At 67.7% G+C, this 22,538-nt stretch carries 19 protein-coding genes and 2 pseudogenes; 4 read left to right on the plus strand and 17 right to left on the minus strand.

Translation table 11 applies throughout. The features are described 5' to 3' along the window. Positions 1-177 precede the first annotated feature (177 nt). Positions 178-2,340: an ATP-binding SpoIIE family protein phosphatase gene (locus EST54_RS09880; protein WP_129247137.1), complete on the plus strand. Its 2,163-nt coding sequence runs from the start codon at positions 178-180 to the stop codon at positions 2,338-2,340. Here EST54_RS09880 and EST54_RS09885 read toward each other — a convergent pair. After that, positions 2,268-3,416, minus strand: a complete 1,149-nt coding sequence (locus tag EST54_RS09885) for an AI-2E family transporter (RefSeq protein ID WP_129247140.1) — start codon at positions 3,414-3,416, stop codon at positions 2,268-2,270. The two genes, EST54_RS09880 and EST54_RS09885, sit on opposite strands and share 73 nt — an antisense overlap. 106 nt (positions 3,417-3,522) lie before the next feature. Further along, positions 3,523-4,257, minus strand: a pseudogene (locus EST54_RS09890) (pirin family protein); the annotation flags it as partial. A 61-nt stretch (positions 4,258-4,318) separates the two neighbouring features. On the opposite strand from EST54_RS09890, the gene EST54_RS09895 reads away from it, so the two are divergent. Then, complete coding sequence (locus EST54_RS09895) at positions 4,319-6,061, plus strand: recombinase family protein (RefSeq protein ID WP_129247142.1); 1,743 nt, start codon at positions 4,319-4,321, stop codon at positions 6,059-6,061. Between the two features lie 67 nt (positions 6,062-6,128). Here the strand turns inward: EST54_RS09895 and EST54_RS36140 are convergent, their stop codons facing one another. From EST54_RS36140 to EST54_RS09950, 12 genes are all read right to left on the minus strand, one after another. After that, positions 6,129-6,824: a recombination directionality factor gene (locus EST54_RS36140; protein ID WP_372448246.1), complete on the minus strand. Its 696-nt coding sequence runs from the start codon at positions 6,822-6,824 to the stop codon at positions 6,129-6,131. Next, positions 6,821-8,257 (minus strand): replication initiator, encoded by a 1,437-nt coding sequence (locus EST54_RS09900; protein ID WP_129247144.1) that lies wholly within the window; start codon positions 8,255-8,257, stop codon positions 6,821-6,823. Before EST54_RS09900 ends, EST54_RS36140 begins: the two co-directional genes overlap by 4 nt. A gap of 184 nt (positions 8,258-8,441) precedes the next feature. Beyond that, the gene (locus EST54_RS09905; protein ID WP_129247146.1) at positions 8,442-9,818 is read right to left on the minus strand and encodes an FtsK/SpoIIIE domain-containing protein; all 1,377 of its coding nucleotides are present in this window, start codon (positions 9,816-9,818) and stop codon (positions 8,442-8,444) included. After that, the gene (locus EST54_RS09910) at positions 9,818-10,237 is read right to left on the minus strand and encodes a hypothetical protein (RefSeq protein ID WP_129247147.1); all 420 of its coding nucleotides are present in this window, start codon (positions 10,235-10,237) and stop codon (positions 9,818-9,820) included. Before EST54_RS09910 ends, EST54_RS09905 begins: the two co-directional genes overlap by 1 nt. A gap of 157 nt (positions 10,238-10,394) precedes the next feature. Next, positions 10,395-10,613, minus strand: a complete 219-nt coding sequence (locus tag EST54_RS34415; protein WP_129247148.1) for a hypothetical protein — start codon at positions 10,611-10,613, stop codon at positions 10,395-10,397. Then, the gene (locus EST54_RS09920) at positions 10,610-11,011 is read right to left on the minus strand and encodes an SCO3933 family regulatory protein (RefSeq protein WP_174857425.1); all 402 of its coding nucleotides are present in this window, start codon (positions 11,009-11,011) and stop codon (positions 10,610-10,612) included. Before EST54_RS09920 ends, EST54_RS34415 begins: the two co-directional genes overlap by 4 nt. A gap of 1,805 nt (positions 11,012-12,816) precedes the next feature. Continuing rightward, a complete protein-coding gene (locus EST54_RS09925; RefSeq protein WP_161989271.1) occupies positions 12,817-13,563 on the minus strand; it encodes a phosphotransferase in 747 nt (248 codons plus the stop codon). A 58-nt stretch (positions 13,564-13,621) separates the two neighbouring features. Further along, positions 13,622-14,530: an aldo/keto reductase gene (locus tag EST54_RS09930; RefSeq protein ID WP_129247152.1), complete on the minus strand. Its 909-nt coding sequence runs from the start codon at positions 14,528-14,530 to the stop codon at positions 13,622-13,624. Continuing rightward, positions 14,527-15,714, minus strand: a complete 1,188-nt coding sequence (locus EST54_RS09935) for a cupin domain-containing protein (protein ID WP_129247154.1) — start codon at positions 15,712-15,714, stop codon at positions 14,527-14,529. Before EST54_RS09935 ends, EST54_RS09930 begins: the two co-directional genes overlap by 4 nt. A 15-nt stretch (positions 15,715-15,729) precedes the next feature. Beyond that, positions 15,730-15,867: a hypothetical protein gene (locus EST54_RS34610; RefSeq protein ID WP_167511517.1), complete on the minus strand. Its 138-nt coding sequence runs from the start codon at positions 15,865-15,867 to the stop codon at positions 15,730-15,732. 760 nt (positions 15,868-16,627) lie between these two features. Next, the gene (locus EST54_RS09945) at positions 16,628-16,942 is read right to left on the minus strand and encodes a hypothetical protein (RefSeq protein WP_129247160.1); all 315 of its coding nucleotides are present in this window, start codon (positions 16,940-16,942) and stop codon (positions 16,628-16,630) included. 39 nt (positions 16,943-16,981) lie between these two features. Continuing rightward, complete coding sequence (locus tag EST54_RS09950) at positions 16,982-18,235, minus strand: helix-turn-helix domain-containing protein (RefSeq protein ID WP_129247162.1); 1,254 nt, start codon at positions 18,233-18,235, stop codon at positions 16,982-16,984. A 166-nt stretch (positions 18,236-18,401) separates the two neighbouring features. Here EST54_RS09950 and EST54_RS35300 point away from each other — a divergent pair, with 166 nt between their 5' ends. Both EST54_RS35300 and EST54_RS09960 read left to right on the plus strand, forming a co-directional pair. After that, positions 18,402-19,616 (plus strand): hypothetical protein, encoded by a 1,215-nt coding sequence (locus EST54_RS35300; RefSeq protein WP_239013194.1) that lies wholly within the window; start codon positions 18,402-18,404, stop codon positions 19,614-19,616. Between the two features lie 120 nt (positions 19,617-19,736). Further along, entirely contained in the window at positions 19,737-20,312 is a 576-nt protein-coding gene (locus tag EST54_RS09960; protein ID WP_129247164.1) for a hypothetical protein, read from the plus strand. A gap of 92 nt (positions 20,313-20,404) precedes the next feature. Here the strand turns inward: EST54_RS09960 and EST54_RS09965 are convergent, their stop codons facing one another. The 3 genes and pseudogenes from EST54_RS09965 to EST54_RS09975 form a co-directional block, all read right to left on the minus strand. After that, positions 20,405-21,355 carry a pirin family protein gene (locus tag EST54_RS09965; RefSeq protein WP_129247166.1) on the minus strand — a complete coding sequence of 317 codons (951 nt, stop codon included), beginning with the start codon at positions 21,353-21,355 and terminating at the stop codon, positions 20,405-20,407. Positions 21,356-21,484: 129 nt separating this feature from the next. Further along, positions 21,485-21,709, minus strand: a pseudogene (locus EST54_RS09970) (pirin family protein); the annotation flags it as partial. 292 nt (positions 21,710-22,001) lie between these two features. After that, a complete protein-coding gene (locus tag EST54_RS09975) occupies positions 22,002-22,475 on the minus strand; it encodes an SseB family protein (protein WP_006604511.1) in 474 nt (157 codons plus the stop codon). Positions 22,476-22,538 lie beyond the last annotated feature (63 nt).

Consider the following 22,538-nt stretch of genomic DNA (forward strand, 5'->3'; position numbering starts at 1 on the left):
ACCCGAAAGGCCACCCCAGGATTGACATAACCGCTCCAGGTTACCGTCCCGGTCCGCGCGCCTTGGTTGACATATACGCATCAGCGCCACGCGGCCCGGGAGCGGCCGCCCCGACTGGGACGATGGTCACGTCCAGCTCACTGGTCGGGCCGCTCCAAACGCCCATAAAGTGAGGCAATGCGCACCGAGGATCTCCTGGCCGCCATCGCGACCGGCCTGTGGCGCTGGGACAACGCATCGGGACGGGTGACCCTCGACGCCGAAGCTGCCCGGCTGCTGGGGCTGCCCCCCACCCCTGTGGAGTTGACCGAAGCCGCGGCGCGTTCGCGTTTTCATCCCGTCGACTTCGCCGAGATCAACGGAATCGTTCAGCTCGCGCTCGCCGAGGAGACGCTGGCCGAGGCCCGGCTGCGCATCGTCGACGAGCGCGGGCGGGTGCAGCGCATCGTCCGCTCCCGCTCCCGTCCCCGGGTCGTCGACGGCGGCTTCGAGCTGGTCGGAACCCTCCAGGAGGTGCCCGAGCCCCAGCCCGGGACCTCGGCCGCGCACACCCCGATCACCGGCGACTGGCGGCGTTCCCGCGAGGCGTTCCTGCTGGACGCGGGCCGGGCGCTGGCCGAGGCACGGTCCACCGCCGAGGTGCTGCGGGTCGCGGCGGGGCTGTCCATGCCCGGTTTCATGCCGGACGGGCTGGCGGTCTTCGGCATCGAGGGCGACCGGCTGTCGGTCATCGGCCACCACGGTCCCCACGGCGACGAGGAACGGCCGTCCGCCGGCACGGCGCTGGCGGACGACCACCCGGCCGCCGAGGTCGTCCGCACCGGCCGGGCCCTCTATCTGCCCACCCCCGAGGAGTACAGCCGCCGTTACCCCACCGCCTGGCCGGTGGCCGCGCCCTTCCGGCGTACCTCCTGGGCGTTCGTGCCCCTGGTCAACGCGGGCCGGACGATCGGCGCCTGGATGGCGGCGTTCACCCAGCCCGTGGCCTTCACGCCCGATGAGCGCTCGGTGCTGACCACCGTCGCCCGGATGCTGGCCCAGGCGCTGGCCAGGGCCGGGATGCAGGAGGAGCAGCAGGAGCTGGCGCTGGGACTGCAGCGCAGCATGATGCCGACGGTGCAGCCGGACATCCCCGGCATGACGGTCGCGGCGCGCTATGTGCCGACCGGCGGCGGGCTGGAGGTCGGCGGCGACTGGTACGACATGATCCCGCTGCCGTCCGGCCGTCTCGCCCTGGTCATCGGGGACGTCCAGGGGCATGACGTACGGGCCGCGGGCCTGATGGGGCAGCTGCGGATCGCGCTGCGGGCCTACGCCTCCGAGGGGCACCACCCCGACGCGGTGCTCTCCCGCGCCTCCCGGTTCCTGGCCGGGATCAACGCGACCGAGCCCGGTGGCCACGGCGAGGACCAGCGCTTCGCGACCTGCCTCTACATCGAGGTGGATCCGGCGACGGGGCTGCTGGACATCGCCCGGGCCGGGCACCCCGACCCGGCGATCCTGCTGGCTGACGGCACGGTGCTGATCCGTCCCACCGCGGGCGGGCTGCCGCTGGGCATCGTCCCGGACGCCGACTACCCCACCACCCGGCTCGTCCTGGAGCCCGGCGAGACGATGATGGTCTGCACCGACGGGCTGATCGAGACCGGCGGCCATGATCTGGACACCGGCTGGGCGCGGCTGCGCGACACCATCGAGGCGCACGAGCCCGGCGAGATCGACGAGAGCCTGGAGCGGCTCGCCGACGCCCTGGTCCAGGCCGTACACGGGCCGCCCTCCCATCACACCACCGGACCGCTGGTGGACCGCCGTGAGGACGACATCGCCGTCCTCTTGCTGCGCCGCGACGGCGCCGGCTGCTCGATCGGCCCCGGCGGACTGCCGGCCCGGCCCGTCCGGCGCACCGTGCTCACCGTCGCACAGGCCGAGCCGGAGCGGATAGCCGAGGCGCGCCGGCAGGTCCGTGAGGTGCTGCACGACTGGGCCGATCCGGACCAGGTGGACTCGGCGGTGCTGATGGTCTCCGAGGTCGTCACCAATGTGCTGCTGCACACCGACGGGGACGCCCTGCTGGTCGCCGAGATCAGCGGTGAGCGCGGTGCCCGGCGCGTCCGCGTCGATGTCGCCGACAGCAGCGACGAGTTGCCGCACCGCCGCTGCCCCGGCGAACTGGCGTCGTCGGGGCGCGGTCTGGTGCTGCTGGAGTTGCTCGCCGGGGCCTGGGGCGTGGATCCGCGCGGGGACGGCAAGTCGACGTGGTTCGAGCTCTACGAGGACGCCGGTGAGGCAGTCGGACCGCTGTCGCCGGAGTCCGAGTCCGAGTCCGAGCCCGCGGCGTAGTGCACCCGTAGTTCGTGGAGCACGCCGGAGAAGGCGGCGACCAGGGGTACGGACAGCAGCATGCCGAGGATCCCGGCGACGCTGGCGCCCGCGGTGATCGCCAGCAGCACGGTCGCCGGGTGCATCTGGACGGTACGGCTCTGGATCATCGGCTGCAGCACGTGCCCCTCCAGGATCTGCACGGCCACCACGACGCCCAGCGCCCACAGCGCGATCACGAAGCCGCGGTCGGCGAGCGCCACCAGGACCGCCACGGCGCCCGAGATGAAGGCACCGAGGTAGGGGATGTAGGCGCCGACGAAGACCAGTGCGCCCAGGCCGACGGCGCCCGGCACCCTGAGGATCAGCAGTCCGACGGTGATGCACAGGGCATCGATCAGGGCAATGAAGGTGGTGCCGCGCATGAAGCCCTCGATGCCCCGGAAACCCCGGCGGGCCATCCGCTCCAGCTGCGGCCCGGAGCTGCCCGGGGCCCAGTCGTTCAGCGCGCGTACGGCCTTGTCGGAGTCGCGCAGGAAGAAGAAGGTCAGCAGCAGGGCCAGGATCGACGCGGCGAAGAACTGGCCGACGACGCTGACGCCCGCCAGCAGCCCGGAGGCCGCACTGCCGCCGAACTTGGTGATCAGCTGCTTGGACCGGGAGGCGAGATCGTCGAGCGAGGTACCGGCCGCGCCGAGGTGCTCCGAGAGGCTCTTGGCCGCGCTCCTGAGCGAGGCGATGATCTGGTCACCGGTGTCGACCAGCGCGCTGACGACGATGTATCCGGCGCCGCCGACCACCACCACGAGGACGGCACAGGTCAGTCCGGCCGCCAGGGAACGGTTGAGCCGCATCGCCACCAGCCGCCGGTAGAGCGGCCCGAGCAGCCCGCTGCCCAGCAGCGCCAGCAGGACGGGGGTGACCGCCGTGCTCAGCTCGACGCACAGCCACACCCCCAGGGCCACCACGGTCGCGACCAGCAGGGTCACCAGACACCAGGCGGCGGCGCGGCGGGCCTCGACAGGAAGCAACGGCTCCGGGCGCCACGGCCGTTCGCCCTCGGCGCCGGGCGGGTTTTCGTCCGAGTCGTTTCGCACCCGGACAGTCCACCACGACCGAAGGCCCTGGTACGGGCCCCGAAACGAGCCGGGGCGGCGTTTCACGTGAAACGCCGCCCGTCACCGCCGTGCTGCCGACGCGGCGTCAGTGCTCGCCGGCGGGGATGGTGCCGAGCCGGCCGGCCTGGAAGTCCTCGAAGGCCTGGGCAAGTTCGGCGTGGGTGTTCATCACGAACGGGCCGTAATGCATCATCGGCTCGCGGATCGGCAGCCCGCCCAGCAGCACCACCTCGAAGTTCGGGCTGCGCGACTCCTGGGACTCGTCCGCCCGGATCGTGAGCGAGTCCCCGGCACCGAACACCACCGCCTGCCCCATACGGAACGGGCGCCCCTCCGCACCGGCCGAGCCGCGTCCGGCCAGGGCATAGGCAAGGGCGTTGAAGTCCTTGCGCCAGGGCAGGGTCAGCTCGGCCCCCGGATTCACCGTCACATGCATCATCGTGATCGGCGTGTGCGTGATGCCCGGGCCCTGGTGGCCGTCGAGATCACCGGCGATCAGCCGCAGCAGCGCCCCGCCGTCGGCGGAGGTCAGCAGCTTGACCTGGCCGCCGCCGATGTCCTGGTAGCGCGGGGCCATCATCTTGTCGCTCTTCGGGAGGTTCACCCACAGCTGGAGGCCGTGGAAGAGCCCGCCGGACAGGACGAGCGACTCCGGCGGCGCCTCGATGTGCAGCAGACCCGAACCGGCCGTCATCCACTGGGTGTCGCCGTCGTTGATGACGCCGCCGCCCCCGTGCGAGTCGCGGTGCACGAAGGTGCCGTCGATCAGGTACGTCACGGTCTCGAAGCCGCGGTGCGGGTGCCAGGGCGTGCCCTTGGGTTACGTCAGTTGGGGGAGCTAATGTTGCTCCCCGAGGAAGAGACTTGAGGTGGTATCCGGCATGGCGATTCACGCAGCTGTGTATGGGCGTCAGTCGGCGGGACGGGCGAACAAGTCAGAGGTCAGCACAGTCACGCAGCGAACGGCCGGTGTCGCCGAAGCGAGGCGCCGCGAGGCCGACAGCATCACCACGTACGAAGACCTGGGCATCTCCGCATTCACAGGCGATGAGAGGCCGGACTTCGAACGGATGATCAAGGACTGCCTTGCAGGCCGAATAGACATGATCATCGTCTACTACGTGAGCCGGCTCACGCGGCAGGACCCGTTGGAAGCCATCCCCCTCGTGACGGAGCTGCTGAACCTCGGCGTCACGATCGTCAGTCTCACTGAGGGTGAATTTCGTAGGGGCAACCTTATGGACCTCATCCACCTGATCATGCGCCTTGACGCCGCGCACAGCGAGAGCAAGAACAAGCGCGACGCTGTACGGGGTGCCAAGGAGACGGCCGTCGGGCTTGGCGGGTACATAGGAGGCAAGCCGCCCTACGGGTTCCGCATGGTCCCGACCACGCGCGTGACCTCAGAGGGCAAGCCGATAGGCATCCAGCTACTGGAACACGAGCCTGGCGAGGTCCGCGTGATCCAGGACGTGTGGGCGACCATCAAGAAGCACAAGGGCGAGCCCTACAAGCCGGGAGGAGGGCGAAGGCACCCCGGGTCGCTCACGGGGATCTGCTCGCAATTGATGGTTGATGAAGTGCCCACCAGGGGGCAGACCACCGGCAAAGAGACCAAAGACAGCGTGTGGGACCCGAAGACGCTCATGCGCATTCTCCGCGACCCGCGCATTGCCGGGCACGCAGCGACCCCGATCTACAAGCGCAGGGCTGACGGCAAGCTGACGAGCGCCATCGAGGGCTACCGCATTGAGCGTGATCCCGAAACGATGGAACCGATCATGGCCTACCCGCCCATCATTCCCCCCGCGGAATGGCACGAACTCCAGGAGTGGCTGGACGGGCGAGGACAAGGAAAGGGGCTCTCGCGAGGCCACGCCACCCTGTCAGCGATGGACATTCTGTTCTGCGAGTGCGACGCGGTCATGACCTCTCACCGCGCAACCACCCCTAACAAGGGCTCGTACCGTTGCCGACGCAGGCGGGTGCTTCCTGGCCAGCACGAGGGCGACTGCACCATCAGCCAGAAGACGCTGGACCAGTTCGTTGCCCGGCGCATCTGCGCAATCATCCAGAGCGCCGAGGACGACCCCGAGACCGCTGACATTCTGGCCGAGGCAACGCGGCGATACGCAGCCCAGAAGGAAGACCCGGAGCTGGCGGGCGAGCGCCGAAGCCTCCTTGCCGAGCGAGCCGATGCCCGGCAGGCCCTGGAGGAGCTGTACGACCGGGAAGAAGCAGGCGACTACAACGACCCGGTTGGCCGCCGCAGGTTCCGGGAGCGCAAGGACCGCCTAATGGGTGTCACGGAACGCACGGAAGCGCGCCTCTCCGAGCTCGAAACAGCGGCGACACCTGCCCTGCCCATTCACCTCTGGCTGGCCCCAGGGGCACCGGCCGTCGATCCCATCGGACCGGGCTCTTGGTGGGACACGGCGCCGGTTGAAGACCGACGGGCCTTCGTGAAGTTGTTCGTCGAGCGCATCACGATCACCAAGGCCGTCGGCGCGGGCAAGTCGAGTCCCGTCGAAACACGCACGGACATCCAGTTCGTCAGGTCGCCGAACGCTCCGGACGAGCAGGAGGCCGAGCAGCCAGGCGAGGCATTCGAAGTGACTGCCTGACCATCTGAACCAAACATGCAGGAATCCCCACCGCGAACAATCACGGTGGGGATTCCTGTTGAGCCGACTATTTCACTTCATTCGCACAATCCAGGCCGATTACCTCAAGGGTCGGCTTGAAGTAACAGACCGTCCTACCGCTCCTTGTTCGGAACTTGACCCTCTCAAGTGACAATTCACAAAGAGTCGGACCGTCGAGGGCCGCGAGCGCACTACGAAGGTCTTGCACCGTGGCAGCGAGCCTCCACGAGGAGGACTGAAACCGGAAGAAACCCAGGTCAGACACGCCAACCAGCCTGAAGGTCAGAACCGTATTCGGCTGCGGCCCCTGCCCTGACTTCGCGTGCTCCTTACGGTCAGACATGGTTCGAGGGCACCCGCAGGGCCTCCCTTTGTCTGCGACTGGCGACAAGAAGGCGGCCCCGTCGCAGTGATGTATAAGGCCACGCGCATCCCACAGCTTCATGTCCATGGAGATCCCGCACGGGCCGTCTATCAGGACCTGCACGACGGAAGATTTCGTTGCCACCTCGAATGGGCCACTGCCGTGAGACACGCACTCCTCAAAAGTTCCGCCGAGGATGGCTGCGACTTCCTCAGCCACTCGCAGGTCATCCGTCGATACGCGCCAGTCCGGCAGCGCAATGGGCCGGTTGTCAATGACACGTCCGAACTGAAAGTGGCCCACCGCTTCGCGAGGCGCCCGACCGTCGCCAAGGCCCGGAACCAAGGGTGCAGTCGGATGTTCAAGAGTCAGGCTCATTCGCTTTGCTCTCCCTCGTCCTTGAGGCGGAGGGCGTTGGCACGGTTGCGGCGGACAGTGGCGGCGAGGAGTTCTTCGCCGGGGGTGTAGCCGGTACCGAGGTAGGCCCAGGCGGATTCGGTGGTGAGGGTGGGGATGTCGGGGCCGATGAGCCCGAGGCGTTCGCGGGCCTGTTCGGTGCGCCATTGGCGGCGCGTGTCGCGAAGAGCGCCGAGGGTGGTGGAGTAGCGGCGGGATTTAGTGGAGAAGTGGCCTCGGTAGCCGAGCATGTGGGCAGAGCGCCAGAGTCCCAGGTGCTCGAACTCGGGAAGCTGCCCAAGGTGCCAGCAGGTGCGTATGAGCTGCCGCACGTGCCGCTCCACAACGAGGTGGCGCAGTGGCTGCCCCTCCCCGGACCCGTGGCAGGGGCGGCAATGGGAGCCGTCGGAGCGCTGACCACTGCCCTTGCAGGGGACGCAGTACAGGGCGTGATCGAGGGTGCCGGTGGCTTCGGCGCCCTTGGTGGCGTACTTGGCGACGTACCCGGCAACGGCGGCATCGCTCAGGGTGCCGTCGGCACCGAGGGTGGCGGTGATGGGCCGGGCGTCGATCTGGTCGCCCCAGGCCAGTTCATGGCTCCCCAAGGCGTCGGATTCGATGACGAGGCGCACGCCGGCAGCAGCGGCGGTGATCGCGTCGGCCAGCACAGCCGGAGTGGCCCATGCGGGCGGAGGTGAGGTAGGGCCGTCGGGTCCATCGAGGCGCACCACTGCGTGGAAGTGCACGGCACCACGCTTTTGGTACTCGGCGACCTTGGCGAAGGACAGGCGCAGCACCGAGGCGAACTCGGAGCGCTTGATCCCTGCGTGTTGAGCGAGGTGGCGGCGCAGGTAGACGGTGAAGCGGTGCCACAGGGCGCCTGCGTGGGCGTTGAAGAGGACCGCGCCGCAGTAGTCATAGGTGACCGGGTCCAGGGGGGTGCCGAGGGCAGGGTCATTGGCTGCGTGGTGGGTGCCGCAGCGGCAGGGCTTGAGGTTGCCGGGGCGGTTGTGGACGGGGCCGAAGCTGGGGGCGGTGAGGGTGGCGAACACCTTGGGGTGGGTGGTGACGGTGTCGGGGACGGATTTACCGCCGGTGAGCCCTGCGCGGATGAGGTGGTAGGTGTCGGCGGCGTAGAGGCGGGAGCAGGCGGGGCAGACGGAGGCGCGGCGGTTGCCGCAGGCGAGCAGAAGGCGGCCGGTGGGTTCGTCGGCGGTGGTGTAGACGGACAGGGGTTCACCGGTCGTGGCGTCGAGGGTGGCGGTGTAGCCGGTGAGCTGGACGGGGCGGGTGCATCCGGCGACGTGTTCGACCTGGGCTTGGACGTGGTGGAAGGCGTCGCCGTCGGCAGCGAGGGCGAGCAGTTCCCGCACGGCCGGAGAGTGCGAGATGGGGGTGGTGGCGGGGGCGTGCATAGTGGGGGTGTCCTGTTCGGTGGCGAAGCCGGGAGGGCAGCCAGGGGCAGGACCGGACGTGAGCGCGTTGAGGTCCTGCCCCTGGTGTTTTGGTGCCGTCAGGCGGGGTGGTTCACAGCGGTGGGGAGCGGGAGGCCGGCAAGGGGCTGGCCATGTCACCTCCTGGAGGTCAACACCGTGTGCTTTAGGCGGCCTTGGCGAAATCGGTTGGGCCGGGGCTGCCACCGCGGGGCAGCAGCTCTGCGGGATCGGCTGTCAGGTGTGCGCTCTGGGCGGTGATGCGCGCAGCGTCAGCGGAGGTGACCTGTGGGGTGCGCACCCGGGTGAAGCCTGCGCGGCCCGGAGTGCGCATGGAGGCGACACCGACATAGGCCGGGTCCTGCAAGGTGACCGGGTCGGCATCCGGGTACTTGCGGATGTCGTCGCCAAGCGCGGCAACGGCGGCTTCGGCCGTCTTCTGAGCGAATGACAGACCCACCGGGCAGACATCGCGAATGAACGTGGGGATCGCGTCGCCGGTCGCCTTCTGGGTGGCAAGGATGGTCAGGATGCCCGCCGACCGGCCCTGCTTGACCAGAGTTTCGACCAAGCGGGCATTCTGCGCGGCCAGGGTGGCGAGCTTCTTCGTTTCCGAGTCGCTGCCCTTGTGGTCGCGGAAGAATGTGTGGGCCTCGTCGATGATGAGGACCACCAGCGGCCACGCGGCAGTAGGCCCCTTGTCCCAGAAGTTGTTCGAGCCCCGAGCCTGGCGCATGTGCTCCATGCGGTCATCCAGGAGTCGCACCAGACGCCGGAACAGCTCATTGGCTTCGGTCGGATCGTCGCCGACGAAGGCGAACAGCCGCTCTGCGGTATCGGCGTAGTCGCCCCTGAGCGCGGTGGGAGCCTTGCCGTCCACTACGGCGAACTGCACCGCGTCACTGGGTGCGAAGCGGGTGATCAGAGCATTGACCAGGGAGGTCTTCCCGTATCCGGGCAAGCCCGCCACGGTCACACCGGGGACGTTGGAAAGGGCGACGGGGACCGCTTCGCCGTACTCGTCCACACCCAGCAGCCACGTCACCAGCGACGCTGGAGGTCCGCCGTCGGGACGATAACGGGTCGGCTTGGCCAGCGGATCAGAACGCACTGCCCGCAGGCGCAGAAGGCCGGGGCGTTCGGTTGCGACCGAGACCCGCGCACACCTCCATTCGTCCGCCAGTGCCGTTGCCGCAGCCGTCATCTGTTCCAGGCCGATGCCAGGAACGGTGTTCATGAAGATGGTCACGCCAGTGCGGTCTGCCTTTGTGCGTAGCGACGGAAGCACCACGCGCGGCTCAGGCCGCTGTCCGGCTGGGGTAGTGAGCTGGGCGAAGGTCGTGGGGGTGCGATCGGTCGCCGCAATCTTGATCATCGGCCCCACCCGGCGCCAGGAACGGCGCATGTGGAAGGCCATGCGCAGGTTGGCGCGCGTGTCCTTGTCGGCGCCGACGTAGCGGCCGAAGGAGAAGAGACTGAAGGCGGCGAGGACCGCCCCGGCGAATGCCAGGGCGATCGTCGCGGCGTCGTGCAGCGGGCCCATCAGGCTGCGGCGTCCGAAGACCCCGACACGTAGCCGGCCCGAGGGGCGCGGCCGCAGGCATAGGGGGCGTGCGGGTCGTCGTAGAGGAAGGTGCGCATGGAGACCACCAAGTGGTCAATGTCCAGCTCGTCCCGGACGTCCGGGTAGCCCATGCGCTCAAGGCAGACGACCGTCCACTGGAGCAGGTCGCTGAACATTCCGAGGCTGTCCCGCTCAGTCAGGGGGTAGGCGGGAGCAGCCGGACGTGAGCCGGGGCCAGCCTGCGTGAACGGGCCGCAGGCGTGGGGAACGTCGGCGTCGCCGTAGAGGAAGGTGCGCAGCGAGACCGCCATGCGCTCCAGGTCCTGCTGGTGACGCAGGGGCGGGTAGCCCACGGCCTCAGCAGCGCCCGCAGTGATCTCGACCAGATGCTTGAACATGCTGGGGCTATCGAAATCGGAGGAGGTCAGTGGATAGGTGTGCGAGGAACCCATACGGGATCAACTCCTGTGAGAAAGAAGGGAGTGGGTGAGGGGTGGGGACCGGTGGGCGCCCCTGAACAGGGGTGGAGGGGCGCCCACCGGGTGCTGACGAGGATCAGCGGCCGATGTGGCAGAACCGCAGCAGGTACATCCGCAGGGCTGCCAGGTCGGCGCCCGAGGTCAGCTCGGGGTACCCGTGACGGGCCAGCACGTCGGCAACGTCCAGCACGAGCGATGTGGTGAAGCGCGGGTCCGGCTCGGCCTCGTTGGTCATGTCGCCAACAGGGAAGGCCGGGTACGCGGTCGGGTCGATGACGAGGGAGGCGTCCTTCACTTGGCACCCCCGGCAGCCTTGATCTGGTCCGCGGCGGGCGCAGTCTTGGCCGGAGCGGGCGCGGCCGTGACCGGCTCCAGGGCATCGGCGCGGTAGGTGACACCGTCACCGCAGTTGCCGGAGTCGTGACGCACCCAGGGGTTGGCCGTGAGGTTGACCGGGCGGACCTGCGTGCCGATGGCCAGTTCCTGCGGGACCTTGGACTGCGGAACGGTCACCTTGATCAGGTCGGCCGTGCCGTCCACGGTGGCCAGCACCTGCACCGTGTGCAGGGTCTCGCCAGTCTCACGGTGGGTGGCGACCTCCCCGGTACGGATGTCCTTGATCTTGGGCGAGGACGGGGTGGCGACCGAGTAGGTGATGCCGTCGGTGCGAACGGGAATCGATATGAAAGCCACGGGTTGTGGTCCTTCCAGATTGGGCGCCGCATCGGAAAATGGGCGCAACGAGCCAGCACCCGGCACCGATGGGATAAACCCTCGGCGGGTGTGGCGGGAGAAATGCACGCACTCCAGAACGCGGCAGAGCCGGGGAATGCGTGAGCGGGAACAACGTCCCAAGGAGACCGCGCGGTAGCCGGCATGGACACCGGCATGGGCGGTAAGGGCCGGGAACACCGGCCAGGTCAGTGGAGTCGGGCCCTTGCTCTTTCCCGCCCGGACGGGTCCAGGAGGTGGGAGAAAAGAGCCGTAGAGACGGAATCCGGATTGACCAAGAAAGTCGTCGACCGGCTCTCTATCGCAGGGCTAAGCCCTCTTCAAGGTCATCGGCGGACGGGGGCAGGGCGGGTAACGAACCGCAGCCGGGCAGGGGACGAGCGCACACGCACGTCATGAATGATCACCTCCAATGGTTGGACACAGACGAGGGGGCTGGGTGCACCTCAAGGATCCACAGCGAGCCGGATTTCCCCAGACCGGGAATCGCTGATATGAGCGGTCACCCCGCGGCAGTGATGCCGCCAGAGGGCACGGGCAGACCGGCATCCGGGCTGCACAACGGTCAACTGAACCGCGAAGACACGTTCTTGCCGCATGCCACACACCACCTCCCATTACCGGCCCGCACACGCTCTCGGCGGGCATGACCAGAAGGTAGAGCGGATTTCCGGCCGCACCAAACGAGCCCAGCTTCCCGAAAATCTGGCGCAGACGTATCCAGCCGGATCGAGCAGGATCGAAACGGGGTCCAGACGGATCGAGCAGGACCCAGCGCCACGAAACAGCACGGCGCCAACGCGAGAAATTGCGGCGCAGGTCACACGGCGCAATGTGACGCGAACCGGTGCAGATACATGACGGCATGAGTGATCACCTCCAGTCGGATAGGTATGGACAGGCAACGCCTTGTGTCGCAGGTTGGTCCCGCGAAGACCCTCAACTATCCGCACGATCCCCGGTTTCGGTAACCGGGGATTTGCTGCTATGTTCCGCCGCCGCAGTCGCGAACGCTCCGAAACAAGACTCACAACAGGGCGACCACGCATCGCACTCACCTCCAATCGGCTCGGGCACGGCAGGCAGAATTCCGGTACTGCGGGCTGCCCCTGGGAACCTCAACCGTAGGGAGAAAGGCCGGTTTGGCTAACCGGCGATGTGCGGCTATGTTTCGCCCTGCCTCACGCCAAGGGAGCGCACGACTTGCGGCCGAAGCGAAGCAGACGCGCAGCACGCCTGCACCAAGCAGAAGTTGGCAAGAGCGCGGTTCAAATCCTCTTTACTGAATCAAGGGGCGGTCCGCTGACGCGGCCCGCCGCGCGCCGCCGCCGGACGCCGCACGCTCCTGTCTGCGCCCCGCTCAGCGGAGCCCGGAGACTGGCGCGCGAAGAGAGAGAAGCGAAGGCCACAGGCCAGCACGCAGCCCCAACAGCGCCAGAGCCAACACAGGCCAGCCCCAGGCACGCAGCACATCTGGGCAGCTACGGCCACCAGCCCAGCGCCTGATCGCCAGCCCAGCCGGCACCACACCGCACAGCCCGCCAGGGGCAGCAGACAGCCCCGACATGGCGCGGGGAGCCGGAGAGCAAACACTCTGTTCGGGGTCATGACCAACGCAGCTGAGGTCAGCGAGGGCAGAGCGAGACATACATGGCCAGTGCTCCCCACAGCGCGGGAGCGTCGTGGCGTGCTTTCGGTGGCGCAGGTCCGGACACGAAGAAGCCCCGCTGTTGTCCGGTTGAGGGACATCAACGGGGCGATAGGACTCAGGACAGCTCTGCGGCAAGGGCTCGAAGTGCAGGGATGAGTTCCGGGTGGTCGCCACGTGACGCTGACTGCATCAGCTCTGTGAGGACGACGAGTTGTGCGACGCGGCCGGACTCCGTCGCGAGCACTGGGAACGCCTCGCGGACACCATCAGCGAATCCGGGAGCGAGCAGCGAGTAGGCCAGCAGCATGGCTGCGTCGTAGCCGACTGGCGCGAGCCCGAAGCCCTCCCAGTCGAGCAGGACGGGCGTAACGCTGGTGAGGTTGGCGGCATGCAGGTCACCGTGCGCGGTGGCCCACTCGGTGATCCGTGGAGCGGGCAGGTCAAGGAAGCGTGGAACGCTTCGGTCTACCCATTCCTGCCGCACGGCCACGCGCTCCGTGGGCATCCCGTTGACCTGTTCAAGGTCCTTACGCAGGGAGGACCACCAGGAGCTGGGCAAGTCGAGGTCTTGTCGCAGTACCGGCGACGATGAGCAGACCGGTTCGCTCACGAAGCTGTGCAGTTCGGCAAGGTGAGCGAAGCCGTCACGAGTGTCCTGCGAGGCCCCATGGAGGACCGGTTTGTGAACACGGCCGTCAAAGAGAACGGCGGCTTCACGGTTGCCCTCCCAGATCTTTCCCCCCGCCCTGTCCTCCGGGGCAGAGATCATCCGCAACCAACACTCGCCATGGTCAGGGTGAACGGCGTGGCTACTGAGGGTTCGGCCGTGCCAGCCCCAGATTTCCGGGCCGTCGAGAGTCACGCCGAGCCTGTCCGCGCTCCGGGCGAACTCCCGACACATTCGGCGTTCGTCATCCAGGTCAGTCGGCGGCGAGTACATCCAGCACCTTTCGCAACGTCGCGACACAGACCGGCGGTTGTTCGAGAGCGGCCCGCGCTTCCGCCCAGTGTGCGGGGTCCGATGAGGAGAGGAGAATTCGTGTCACTCCAGGGCATGACGCTGCGGCCAGAAGACACGCCTGGGTGACGCTGAGTTCTGAGCCCACAAGATCAGCGAGGTCGCGGGTGGCCAGGTTGGGCAATTCGCCGCCGAACAGCGGTGCGGAGGCGTACACCTCCCAACCTCGTTGACCTGCCTGCGCGATGGGCCCGCGTCCGTGCAGTGCCAGCCGGAACGCGGTGGCGGTGACGAGGGAAACGGGAAGCTGAAGCGCACGCAGGTGGTGATCAGCAGTGCCTGCCGCTTCCGTGGCCAGCCGGTCCAAATGGGGAACGTTCAGCAGTCCGGTGTCAAAGCCGTCCCAGGTCGCGACGCCATAGCTGTCGAGGGCACCGGCAGCTGCCTCTGCCTCCAGAGCCGTGAAGGCTTCCCGCAGCACCTCATTCGGCTTCGTGGCCACCCGCTCAGGGTTGTGGACGAAGACCGCGTCCAGGTGGCCCCTTCCCAGTTCAACGCGGTTGCGCGCGCACTGCCAGTGAACGTATGCCGCATTCAGGCAATGCCCAGCCGCTGCCTCATCGGTGGACAAGACCCCGTCAGCCAGAGCGGCCTTCGTTGTCTCGGGGGTCAAGAACCCCACCTTGGTCGAGACCGGCACCGGTTGCCCGTCCAGCGCGTAAGCGATCAAGGTCTGCGCACGGCCCGCCTGATAGTTCGGGGCGGTGTCCACCCATGCGGTAGCCGGATCGGATGCCGCCAGTCGCACTGCGTCAGCCAGGGAGGCAGGCTGCACGCGGTAGGTCCCGAGCCCCAGGGATGCCGTATTCACAGGTGCCTCCCCGTCACCGTGGCGGCCTGCCCGTTGACCAGTTCTGTCACCAGAGCCGCAGCATCGGCCACGGAAAGACCTGCGGTCTCGGCCAGTTCGCCGAGTGATACCGCCTCCGGAACAGCGAAGATCAGGCACCAGAGCAGCGGTGCGGCCTCCGTCGCCATGTCCCATTCGTTGTCACAGGCACGGAAGGTGACGCCATGCTCTGTGGGCTCAACGTAGGCGCGTCCGGTGGCCAGTTGAACCCGGATATCGGGATCCGCGGGCACGCCGGCGATGTGCGGCAGGCTCGGCCGCAGCCGTGTGAGGTCCGCCCCGTCCCGCATCGCGGTGTACCTGGTGATCAGCGCCGGATCCTCCAGGGCCGTCGCCACCTCCTTGCGGAGCTGTGCCAGGTAGGCAGCCTGTGCCGGGGCCGAAGCGTGCACCGGCAGGTCAGCACGGAGCACGTCATGCCGACGCAGTTCATCCGCGAGCCAGGAGACGAGCTGTGCGCCAGTGGTGGTCTGGATTCCAAAGGTGAGGTGGAGGGAGTGCACGCCTTCGGAGGCCGAGACGGAGTGCCACCAGCCGCGCGGGAGGTACAGCAGGTCACCAGGTCGCAGGACTAATTCGACGAGCGGTTCCGAAGGTGGTGGCTCGGGCTCCTCGGTGTCCTTGTACATGGGGGCCGTACGGGTCGGTCCGTACAGCTTCCAGCGCTTCAATCCGTCGACCTGGGTAACGATCACGTCGTGGTCGTCCCAGTGCACGCCAAAGCCCTCGCGGGCTGTCCAGGAGGCGTACAGGTTGGCCTGTACCCCGGTCCGGAGCCACCTTTCGAGTTCCATCGCGGCGCGGCCGACGCCTGGATGAAGCTGGTCCACGGCATCGATGACGAGCGAGGCGCCCTCAGCCAGCCGGCCATGCAGTTCGGCGGGGTGGTGTCGTTGCCAGACGGTGTGCCTTCGGGTGATGACGGGCGTGGTGTAGCGGTGCTGCGGCAGCATCTCGCCGTCTATGGACAGCCGCAGTCGGGGCGGGTCCATGCGATGGGTGGCCAGGACGGTGTTGAGGTCGTCCCAGGTGATCAGCTCGCCCAGGTTGGGGAGAGCGCCGGGTACATGGCGGTAGTGGCGGTGGAGCACCTGGGCCAGGAACTCGTCCTGGCCCAGGTGCGCCGCCAGATTCAGCGGCGACAACGCATGACCTCCAGGTCAGTCGTTGTTGTCGGTGCGGCCGGTGCTGCCGCCATCGGACGGGGTGGCACCACGTTCACGCGCCGCGTTGATCCGTCGGCGGGCCTTGACGAGCCCGGACGTGGTGGCTTCGCCCGCCGTTTCGGCGGGGGTCATGTTCGGCATTGCTCCTCCTACGAGGTATCGAACGGATCTCTTCCGGAACCCGCCCCGGGACGGCGCTCGACCTGTCCAAGGGTTGCGGGCGGTGTTCCGCCCGGGGCGGGGGTCATGGAGGTCGGCCACCCGGGGGCAGAGAGGTCCGGGTGGCCGACCAGCGGGCAGGCCCCTCATCGAGGAGTCGGGGGGACTCCGGGCCTGCCCGTGCCGCCGGTAGCGCCCACACGGTTCCGGCGGCGTGGTGGGCCCCGCGGCAGGAAATCGGCTATCTGGGGCGCGAGGGCCTTTCCCTGCCGCAGGGCGGCTCTAGGGGAAGCTGCGCGGCCTGTCGGGGAGGTGGGGCGCTGCCGGCTCCGGGCTGGCGTCCGGAGCACTGGCCGAGGCAGGTGCGCTACGGGCGCCCTCGGTACTGACAACAGCCACCACAGGGGCTCCTGCTCCCAGCAGCGCGAGGGCGGCGATCGGGCGCCAGACCGCGAGTCCGAACGACGGGGCAGGGCGCTGCCTTGCGTGCGCGCCACTCACTGGGCCGCCTCGATCGCCGTGGGGTCTGTCGTCCACTCCCGGCCGCCGGTTTCCGGTGCCAACCAAGCCACAGGACGGGTATCCGGAACACTGATGACGGGGGCGAGGTTGTCGCCCTTCACTTCCGGGGCGAGCGCCCGAAGGACACCGACACGGTCACCGTGGGCGTGGTCAACTACCCGGTGCCCCAGCAACGGGTGATCGAGGTGCCCGAGGCCGAGAGACCTGGTGCTCATGACGCGCACCCCGTGTCGGGTGGGAATCCGCCCGGGGGCATCGCGGCCTCATCCAGGGTGAGGCCGTCGAACGCCACATCGAAGCGCTCCCGCAGACGTTCACGGGGCGCCGTCCAACCATCACCGCCACCATCAGGACGGAGACCGTAGACCGTGGTCCCGGTGTCTTCAGGCAGCGCGACCACGACGCCCACGCTGTGCTTCTGGGTGTCGTATGCGAGGTCACCGCGCTTGGGCTCCCAACCAGAAGCCGCATCTGCCAGCGTTCGTCGTCGCTGGCGGTCTTGGGAGGTGCGTCGTCCTTCCGTCATGCAACAGACGGTAAGGACGCCGCTACCCTCCAATATGAATCAGTGGAATAGCTCCTGGTCATCCAGGTGAAATCGGTTGGACATCCCCCGCAGCTGCTCCCGCGTGGACTCCCGCTCGGCATAAACGATCTGACGAAGCGTCGCCCGAGCGATCGGGTGATTGCGCACCAGTTGCGGCGCCAGCCCCTCAGCCTTCCTCAGCTCGCCCAGGGCCTTGCTCCGGTTCCCGTCCCACAGCCACGCACGGGACATGTCCATGTGGTGGTGGCCTCTGCGGGAGTTCGGCAGGGCATCGATCTGGCCCGGCTCGGCCCGCCGTTCGAGGCTGATGGCTTGCGCCTGGTCCCCCATCTCCAGCGCCACTGAAATCGCGTGGATCTCCACGTTCCCGCTGGAGAAGTTCAACGAGTAGCGGTCGAAGGCGTCAGCACCGGTGTGCCCGTCGAGGCGCGCCCCCGCCTCCCTGGCGTGCTGGATGCGGTCCGCTGTTTCCTCCTTACGGCCGGCACGGGCAGCGCTGACAGCCGCCCGGAGTTGGCCGGAGCCCCACACCCTCAGGGCCAAGGGGTCGCCACTGTCGTAGGCGTCCTGTGCGGCTGCCAACGCCTTGTCCGAGAGGGTGACGGCGTCTTCCCAGTCGGCGGTGGCCCACATGTCCCAGACCCGCATCCAGTCGGCCACCGACGGCATCAACGGGTCTCCGGACAACTGCGCGGACCACACCGCCCTTTCGCACGACACGGCGATGAGTTCGGCGTGTCCGAGGGCATGAGCCGCAGTGTGGGCGAACTTGCATGCCACCGCGTAGATCGCGAACGCCTCCTCTCGCTCGCGGCCGGTAGAGACCTCGGCCAGGGCGCGCGCTTCGCGGAAGAGATCGGGGAGGCTCCGGATGATCGCTGAGTTCGCGGCAGCATCCCGCAGCCGGTAGAGACGAACGGTCTCCTGCCACAGCTCCCCCGACGGCCGGGGAACCCCGTCAAAGACCGGCGTCAGGTCATACCGGCGCAGCTCCCGCAGGATGGAGGAAGCAGCAGTCTGCCATTGGTTCTCGGCCACAGTGCCGGGGTACGGGCGCCCGATCAGGTCGTTGGGGTGGCAGTGCAGCGCTCCAGCAATCGCGTTGATCAGCCCGGCGCGGTCCAGTTCGAGTCGGCCCCGTTCGACCTTCGACACCCATCCCTGGGTCTTCCTGACGGCGGCACCAAGATCAGCCTGTGGCATGCCGAGTTCGAGTCGGCGACGCTTGATCCGGCGTCCGATGGCTTCTTGCTCTTCCAACTCCCGCGGCATGATGGACTCCTGTGGTTCCGTTCAGGCTCGACACAAGAACGGTACTCACCCCACCCGCAGCGGGTGAACTGCAAATGGCCCCGCTTCCCTCAAGCGACAAACCGCCCGCCATGCCTACGTGCCAGTTTCGACTCCCACGAGCGAGCGATGGACAAGACTGCACCACGTGAAGGTATTCGTGGCCGTGGTAGTTGTGGTAGCTGAGGTGCTCGTACTGGTCACAGCCGGCGCGCTGTGGTCGTACTTACCCTTTCGGGCGTGGCTTCGCCGATGCATATCTGAGCCCGTGAACCGCCGGGTAGTTGCTGAGCTCAAGCGGCGTCGCGGCGAGCTGGCGACGCGGCAAGCCGATGTGTTTCTTACGGAAGCGCGGGAAGTGCTGCCAGCGGTAGTAGCCGACGCGATGCCGCCTGGACCCGCGCACACTCCCCTGTGGGTGACACGGTGGTGGTATGCGGCCCAGCTGACTGTGCCTATGTCGTTGGTGGCTTTCGTGATGTTCGCGCTGATCGTGTGGAACGCGGAGGCTTATGCAGCCTTCTGGCATCTCCATGTCCCCCGTGAAGGCGACCGGGAGGCGGCGGAGCCACTGCGTGCCCTCATCCGGACCGTGACTTCAATCCCACGAACCGTTCAGGCGTGGAAGGGCCCCACTGACGTCTTTAAGTCGCTGCGTGGCGTCCTGGTGATCGTTGTCGGCCTGTCCATGGCGCCGCTTCTTCAGAGGCTCGGCGCGGCGATGGCGGAGGGCGGAGAGCAGCGTCAGCGCCGGGAACGCTTGGAGAAAAAGCGGAAGCTACGGACTGGCGACTACGTACGGTGCTGGCCAGTGATCGTACTGGTTGTTGCCGCCGTGCAGTGTGCCCGGGCGCACCGGAATTGGGCAACCAGGCAGCCCGGAGACGATGTTCCCAGGGTTTCAATGCGGAAGGTAGAGCGCGTCATCTGGCGAGCACACCGTACGCGGCGAGGCAAGGCGCGGCATCATCACGAGCGGGTACTCAAGGCCCACGCAGCACGGGTGGTCGGAGCGTTGCGGGCGGCCGAAGCAGAGCAGGACATCGAGCCTGGGCGAGTGCTACGCGACCTAACGGTCATGTTGCTGGTGATCGCCGAGCGGTACGCAGAAGGAAGGGTTGGCCAATTGCTCGACGACGAACAGATAGGCGATGCCGTACCCGTCGTTCCCCGGGAGCACCTGCGAATGGCAGCGGTCGGGGGCGTCGTCGTTCTGATCATGGCGGGCGCTTCCGTCGCCGGGCTACCCGAGGCTGCGCTTACTGCCCTGCTCCCAGTAGTCGCACTTGTCGCAGTGATCGTAATCAACCGCGGGAAGGTGCCCTCACCCAGTGAGCTGACCGACCTGGTCATCCCCCGGTGAACGGCTCGACCTGGTTCAAATCCTGGAGCTGGGCAGACAATCTTTGGCTGTGCCGCTCGGCCTGCCAAGTAGTCCGAATAGCCCATGCTGGGCGCTCCCGATGCGGCAGGATCCACCGTCATGGATCCCGCCGTCGTTGCCACGCTCATCTCCACCCCTGTGTCCGTACTCGCTGCCGCCGCCTCATACGCAGCTGGCCGCGTCCAGGGCCGCGCCGCCTACAACGGCCCCGTGGATGCCGTACGGCGGCAGCACCAGCGCGACGCGTACACCGGTTTTCTCGCCGCTGCGAACGCGTACGCCAGTCAGACCACATGGAACTCTTGCTTCGAAGAGGCGCACAGCGCCATGGGCATTGACTCGTTCTTCGAGGACGGTAGGGATGAGATCGAACGCCGCGCCGTTCGGGTCAGAGCTACTGTCCCAATCAAGCCCTTATATGGCGCTGCGGCTGCCGTCTCCCTCGAAGGGCCAGACCAAGTCGCCGTCCTCGCCAACGACGTCATCCACTACGCCGACCAGGTACGCGATGAGGCCAAGGATGGCAACCGCCCGGGATCTGCCTTCCGCGCTCTCGTAGAAGGACGCCAACCCGATGCTGGCCTGCCGGCGCACCTACGCATGACACAGGCGATCGACGCGTTCACCGCCGCCGCCCGCTCCCACCTCAACGGCACTAAGCCCTCGCACGCCTGACCACACCCCGGGCGCCGCAGGACCTACGGCCATGGGGCGTGGTTGGCGAACTTGTCCCCACTTGTGGGAACAGACGGGCGGAGCATTCGCAATCAAGCAGCGGGAATGGTTCCCAGCCGTCCCGCCTGGAAGTCCTCGAAGGCTTGGGCCAGCTCAGCGTGGGTGTTCATGACGAACGGCCCGTAGTGCATCATCGGCTCCCTGATCGGCAGCCCACCGAGCAGCACGACCTCGAAGTTCTCGCTACGGGACTCCTGGGCATCGTCCGCCCGGATCGTGAGCGAGTCCCCCTGCCCGAAGACGACCGCCTGCCCCATCCGGAAGGGCCGCCGCTCCGCACCCGCCGAGCCAAGACCCGCGAGCCCGTAGGCGAGGGCGTTGAAGTCGGCCCGCCAAGGGAGAGTGACCGAGGCGCCGGGGTTCACCGACATGTGGATCATGGTGATCGGGGTGTGTGTCGAACCGGGACCTTCGTGGCCCGCCACGTCACCGGCGATCAGCCGGATCAGCGCGCCGCCGTCTCCGGAAGTCAGCAGCTTGACGTTGCCGCCCCGGATGTCCTGGTACTTCGGCGGGATCATCTTGTCCTCACGCGGCAGATTCACCCAGAGCTGGAGGCCGTGGAACAGGCCGCCGGACATGACCAGCGACTCCGGCGGCGCCTCGATGTGCAGGAGGCCGGAACCTGCCGTCATCCACTGCGTGTCTCCGTCGGTGATGACGCCACCGCCACCGTGAGAGTCCTGGTGCACGAAGGTGCCGTCCATGAGGTACGTGACGGTTTCGAAGCCCCGATGCGGGTGCCAGGGAGTCCCTTTCGCCTCCCCAGCTTGGTACTCCACCTCACCCATCTGATCCATCATGATGAACGGGTCGAGGTGCTTGTAGTCGATCCCGGCGAACGCGCGGCGGACGGGGAAACCCTCCCCCTCGAAGCCGCTGGGGGCGGTCGAGACGGCCAGCACACTGCGCGGCTGAGCACCTTCGGCGGGCGCCGCCACACGCGGCAGGGTCAGCGGGTTTTCTACGGTCACTGCGGGCATGACGGCCTCCTCGGTCGTGCAGCAAACTTAGTTGAAGACTGAACAACCTGCAAGGCGTGCCGCATTCCCTGGCGCGTTTTCGCCGGCCAGTGAAGCGCGGGAGTGAGTGCACCCCCAACTGATAGAGTCCTTGGGCTCGCCGGGCGCGTACTCCACCTCGCCCATCTGATCCATCATGATGAACGGGTCGAGGTGCTGGTAGTCGATGCCGGCGAACGCCCGGCGCACCGGAAAGCCCTCGCCCTCGAATCCACTCGGAGCGGTGGCTACGGCCAGCGCAGGACGGGTGTGCCCCGCAACGGGCGCCGCCACACGCGGCAGGGTCAGCGGGTTCTCTACGGTCACAGCGGGCATCAGAGCCTCCTCGGTCGCACCCAACTTAGTTGAATACTGAACAACTGGCAAGGGGTGCGATATTCCCGCCTGCATATGTGCAGGTCAAAGGGGTTACGAGGACGTCGCGGCACGCGCCCGGAACACGGACCGGCACGCGGCCCAGCCCGCGGATCACCACGGCCCGACGCACGGCCCGACGCACGACCGAAGGGGCCGGCCCCTCCCGGGACCGACCCCCTCACACGACAAAAACGGCCGGAACCCTACCGGCCCCGGCCGCCGTACAGCCGCTATCCGTACATCCGCCGCATCATCCGTACATCCGCCGCATCGCGAAGTCGACCATCTGCTCCACGGCTTTCGCGTCGAAGACCATCCGGTGGTCGCCCTCCATGTCGAGGACGAAGCCGTAGCCGGTCGGCAGCAGGTCGAGGACCTCGGCGCCGGTGATCACGAAGTACTTGGACTCCTTGCCCGCGTACCGCCGCAGCTCCTTGAGCGAGGTGAACATCGGGATCACCGGCTGCTGGGTGTTGTGCAGCGCCAGGAAGCCGGGGTTGTCACCGCGCGGGCAGTAGATCTTGGACGTGGAGAAGATGCCCTGGAAGTCCTCGGCCGACGTCGAGCCGGTGGTGAAGGCGCGCACCGCATCGGCCAGGGAAGGCGGGGACGGCTCGGGGTAGAGCGGCTGCTCGCCGTAACCCCCGGGGGCCGGTTGCTGCGGCGGGGGCGGCGCACCGTACTGCTGCTGCCCGGCACCCGCGTTCTGGTCGTAGCCGTACATGCGGCACAGCGTACTGAGTCGGCGGCGCACCGGGGGACGCTCGTCACAGATGCGCGGAAGGGG

It is taken from the genome of Streptomyces sioyaensis (genome assembly GCF_004122735.1).
In the GTDB taxonomy this organism is placed as follows: domain Bacteria; phylum Actinomycetota; class Actinomycetes; order Streptomycetales; family Streptomycetaceae; genus Streptomyces; species Streptomyces sioyaensis.

What these genes read in the sequence shown, in the direction of transcription:
- EST54_RS09880 (WP_129247137.1), top strand. Translation starts at nt 178, where the DNA reads ATGCGCACCGAGGATCTCCTGGCCGCCATCGCGACCGGCCTGTGGCGC.
- EST54_RS09895 (WP_129247142.1), top strand. Translation starts at nt 4,319, where the DNA reads ATGGCGATTCACGCAGCTGTGTATGGGCGTCAGTCGGCGGGACGGGCG.
- EST54_RS36140 (WP_372448246.1), bottom strand. Translation starts at nt 6,824, where the DNA reads ATGAGCCTGACTCTTGAACATCCGACTGCACCCTTGGTTCCGGGCCTT.
- EST54_RS09900 (WP_129247144.1), bottom strand. Translation starts at nt 8,257, where the DNA reads ATGCACGCCCCCGCCACCACCCCCATCTCGCACTCTCCGGCCGTGCGG.
- EST54_RS09905 (WP_129247146.1), bottom strand. Translation starts at nt 9,818, where the DNA reads ATGGGCCCGCTGCACGACGCCGCGACGATCGCCCTGGCATTCGCCGGG.
- EST54_RS09910 (WP_129247147.1), bottom strand. Translation starts at nt 10,237, where the DNA reads ATGTTCAAGCATCTGGTCGAGATCACTGCGGGCGCTGCTGAGGCCGTG.
- EST54_RS34610 (WP_167511517.1), bottom strand. Translation starts at nt 15,867, where the DNA reads ATGACCCCCGCCGAAACGGCGGGCGAAGCCACCACGTCCGGGCTCGTC.
- EST54_RS09945 (WP_129247160.1), bottom strand. Translation starts at nt 16,942, where the DNA reads ATGACGGAAGGACGACGCACCTCCCAAGACCGCCAGCGACGACGAACG.
- EST54_RS09950 (WP_129247162.1), bottom strand. Translation starts at nt 18,235, where the DNA reads ATGCCGCGGGAGTTGGAAGAGCAAGAAGCCATCGGACGCCGGATCAAG.
- EST54_RS09960 (WP_129247164.1), top strand. Translation starts at nt 19,737, where the DNA reads ATGGATCCCGCCGTCGTTGCCACGCTCATCTCCACCCCTGTGTCCGTA.
- EST54_RS09965 (WP_129247166.1), bottom strand. Translation starts at nt 21,355, where the DNA reads ATGCCCGCAGTGACCGTAGAAAACCCGCTGACCCTGCCGCGTGTGGCG.
- EST54_RS09975 (WP_006604511.1), bottom strand. Translation starts at nt 22,475, where the DNA reads ATGTACGGCTACGACCAGAACGCGGGTGCCGGGCAGCAGCAGTACGGT.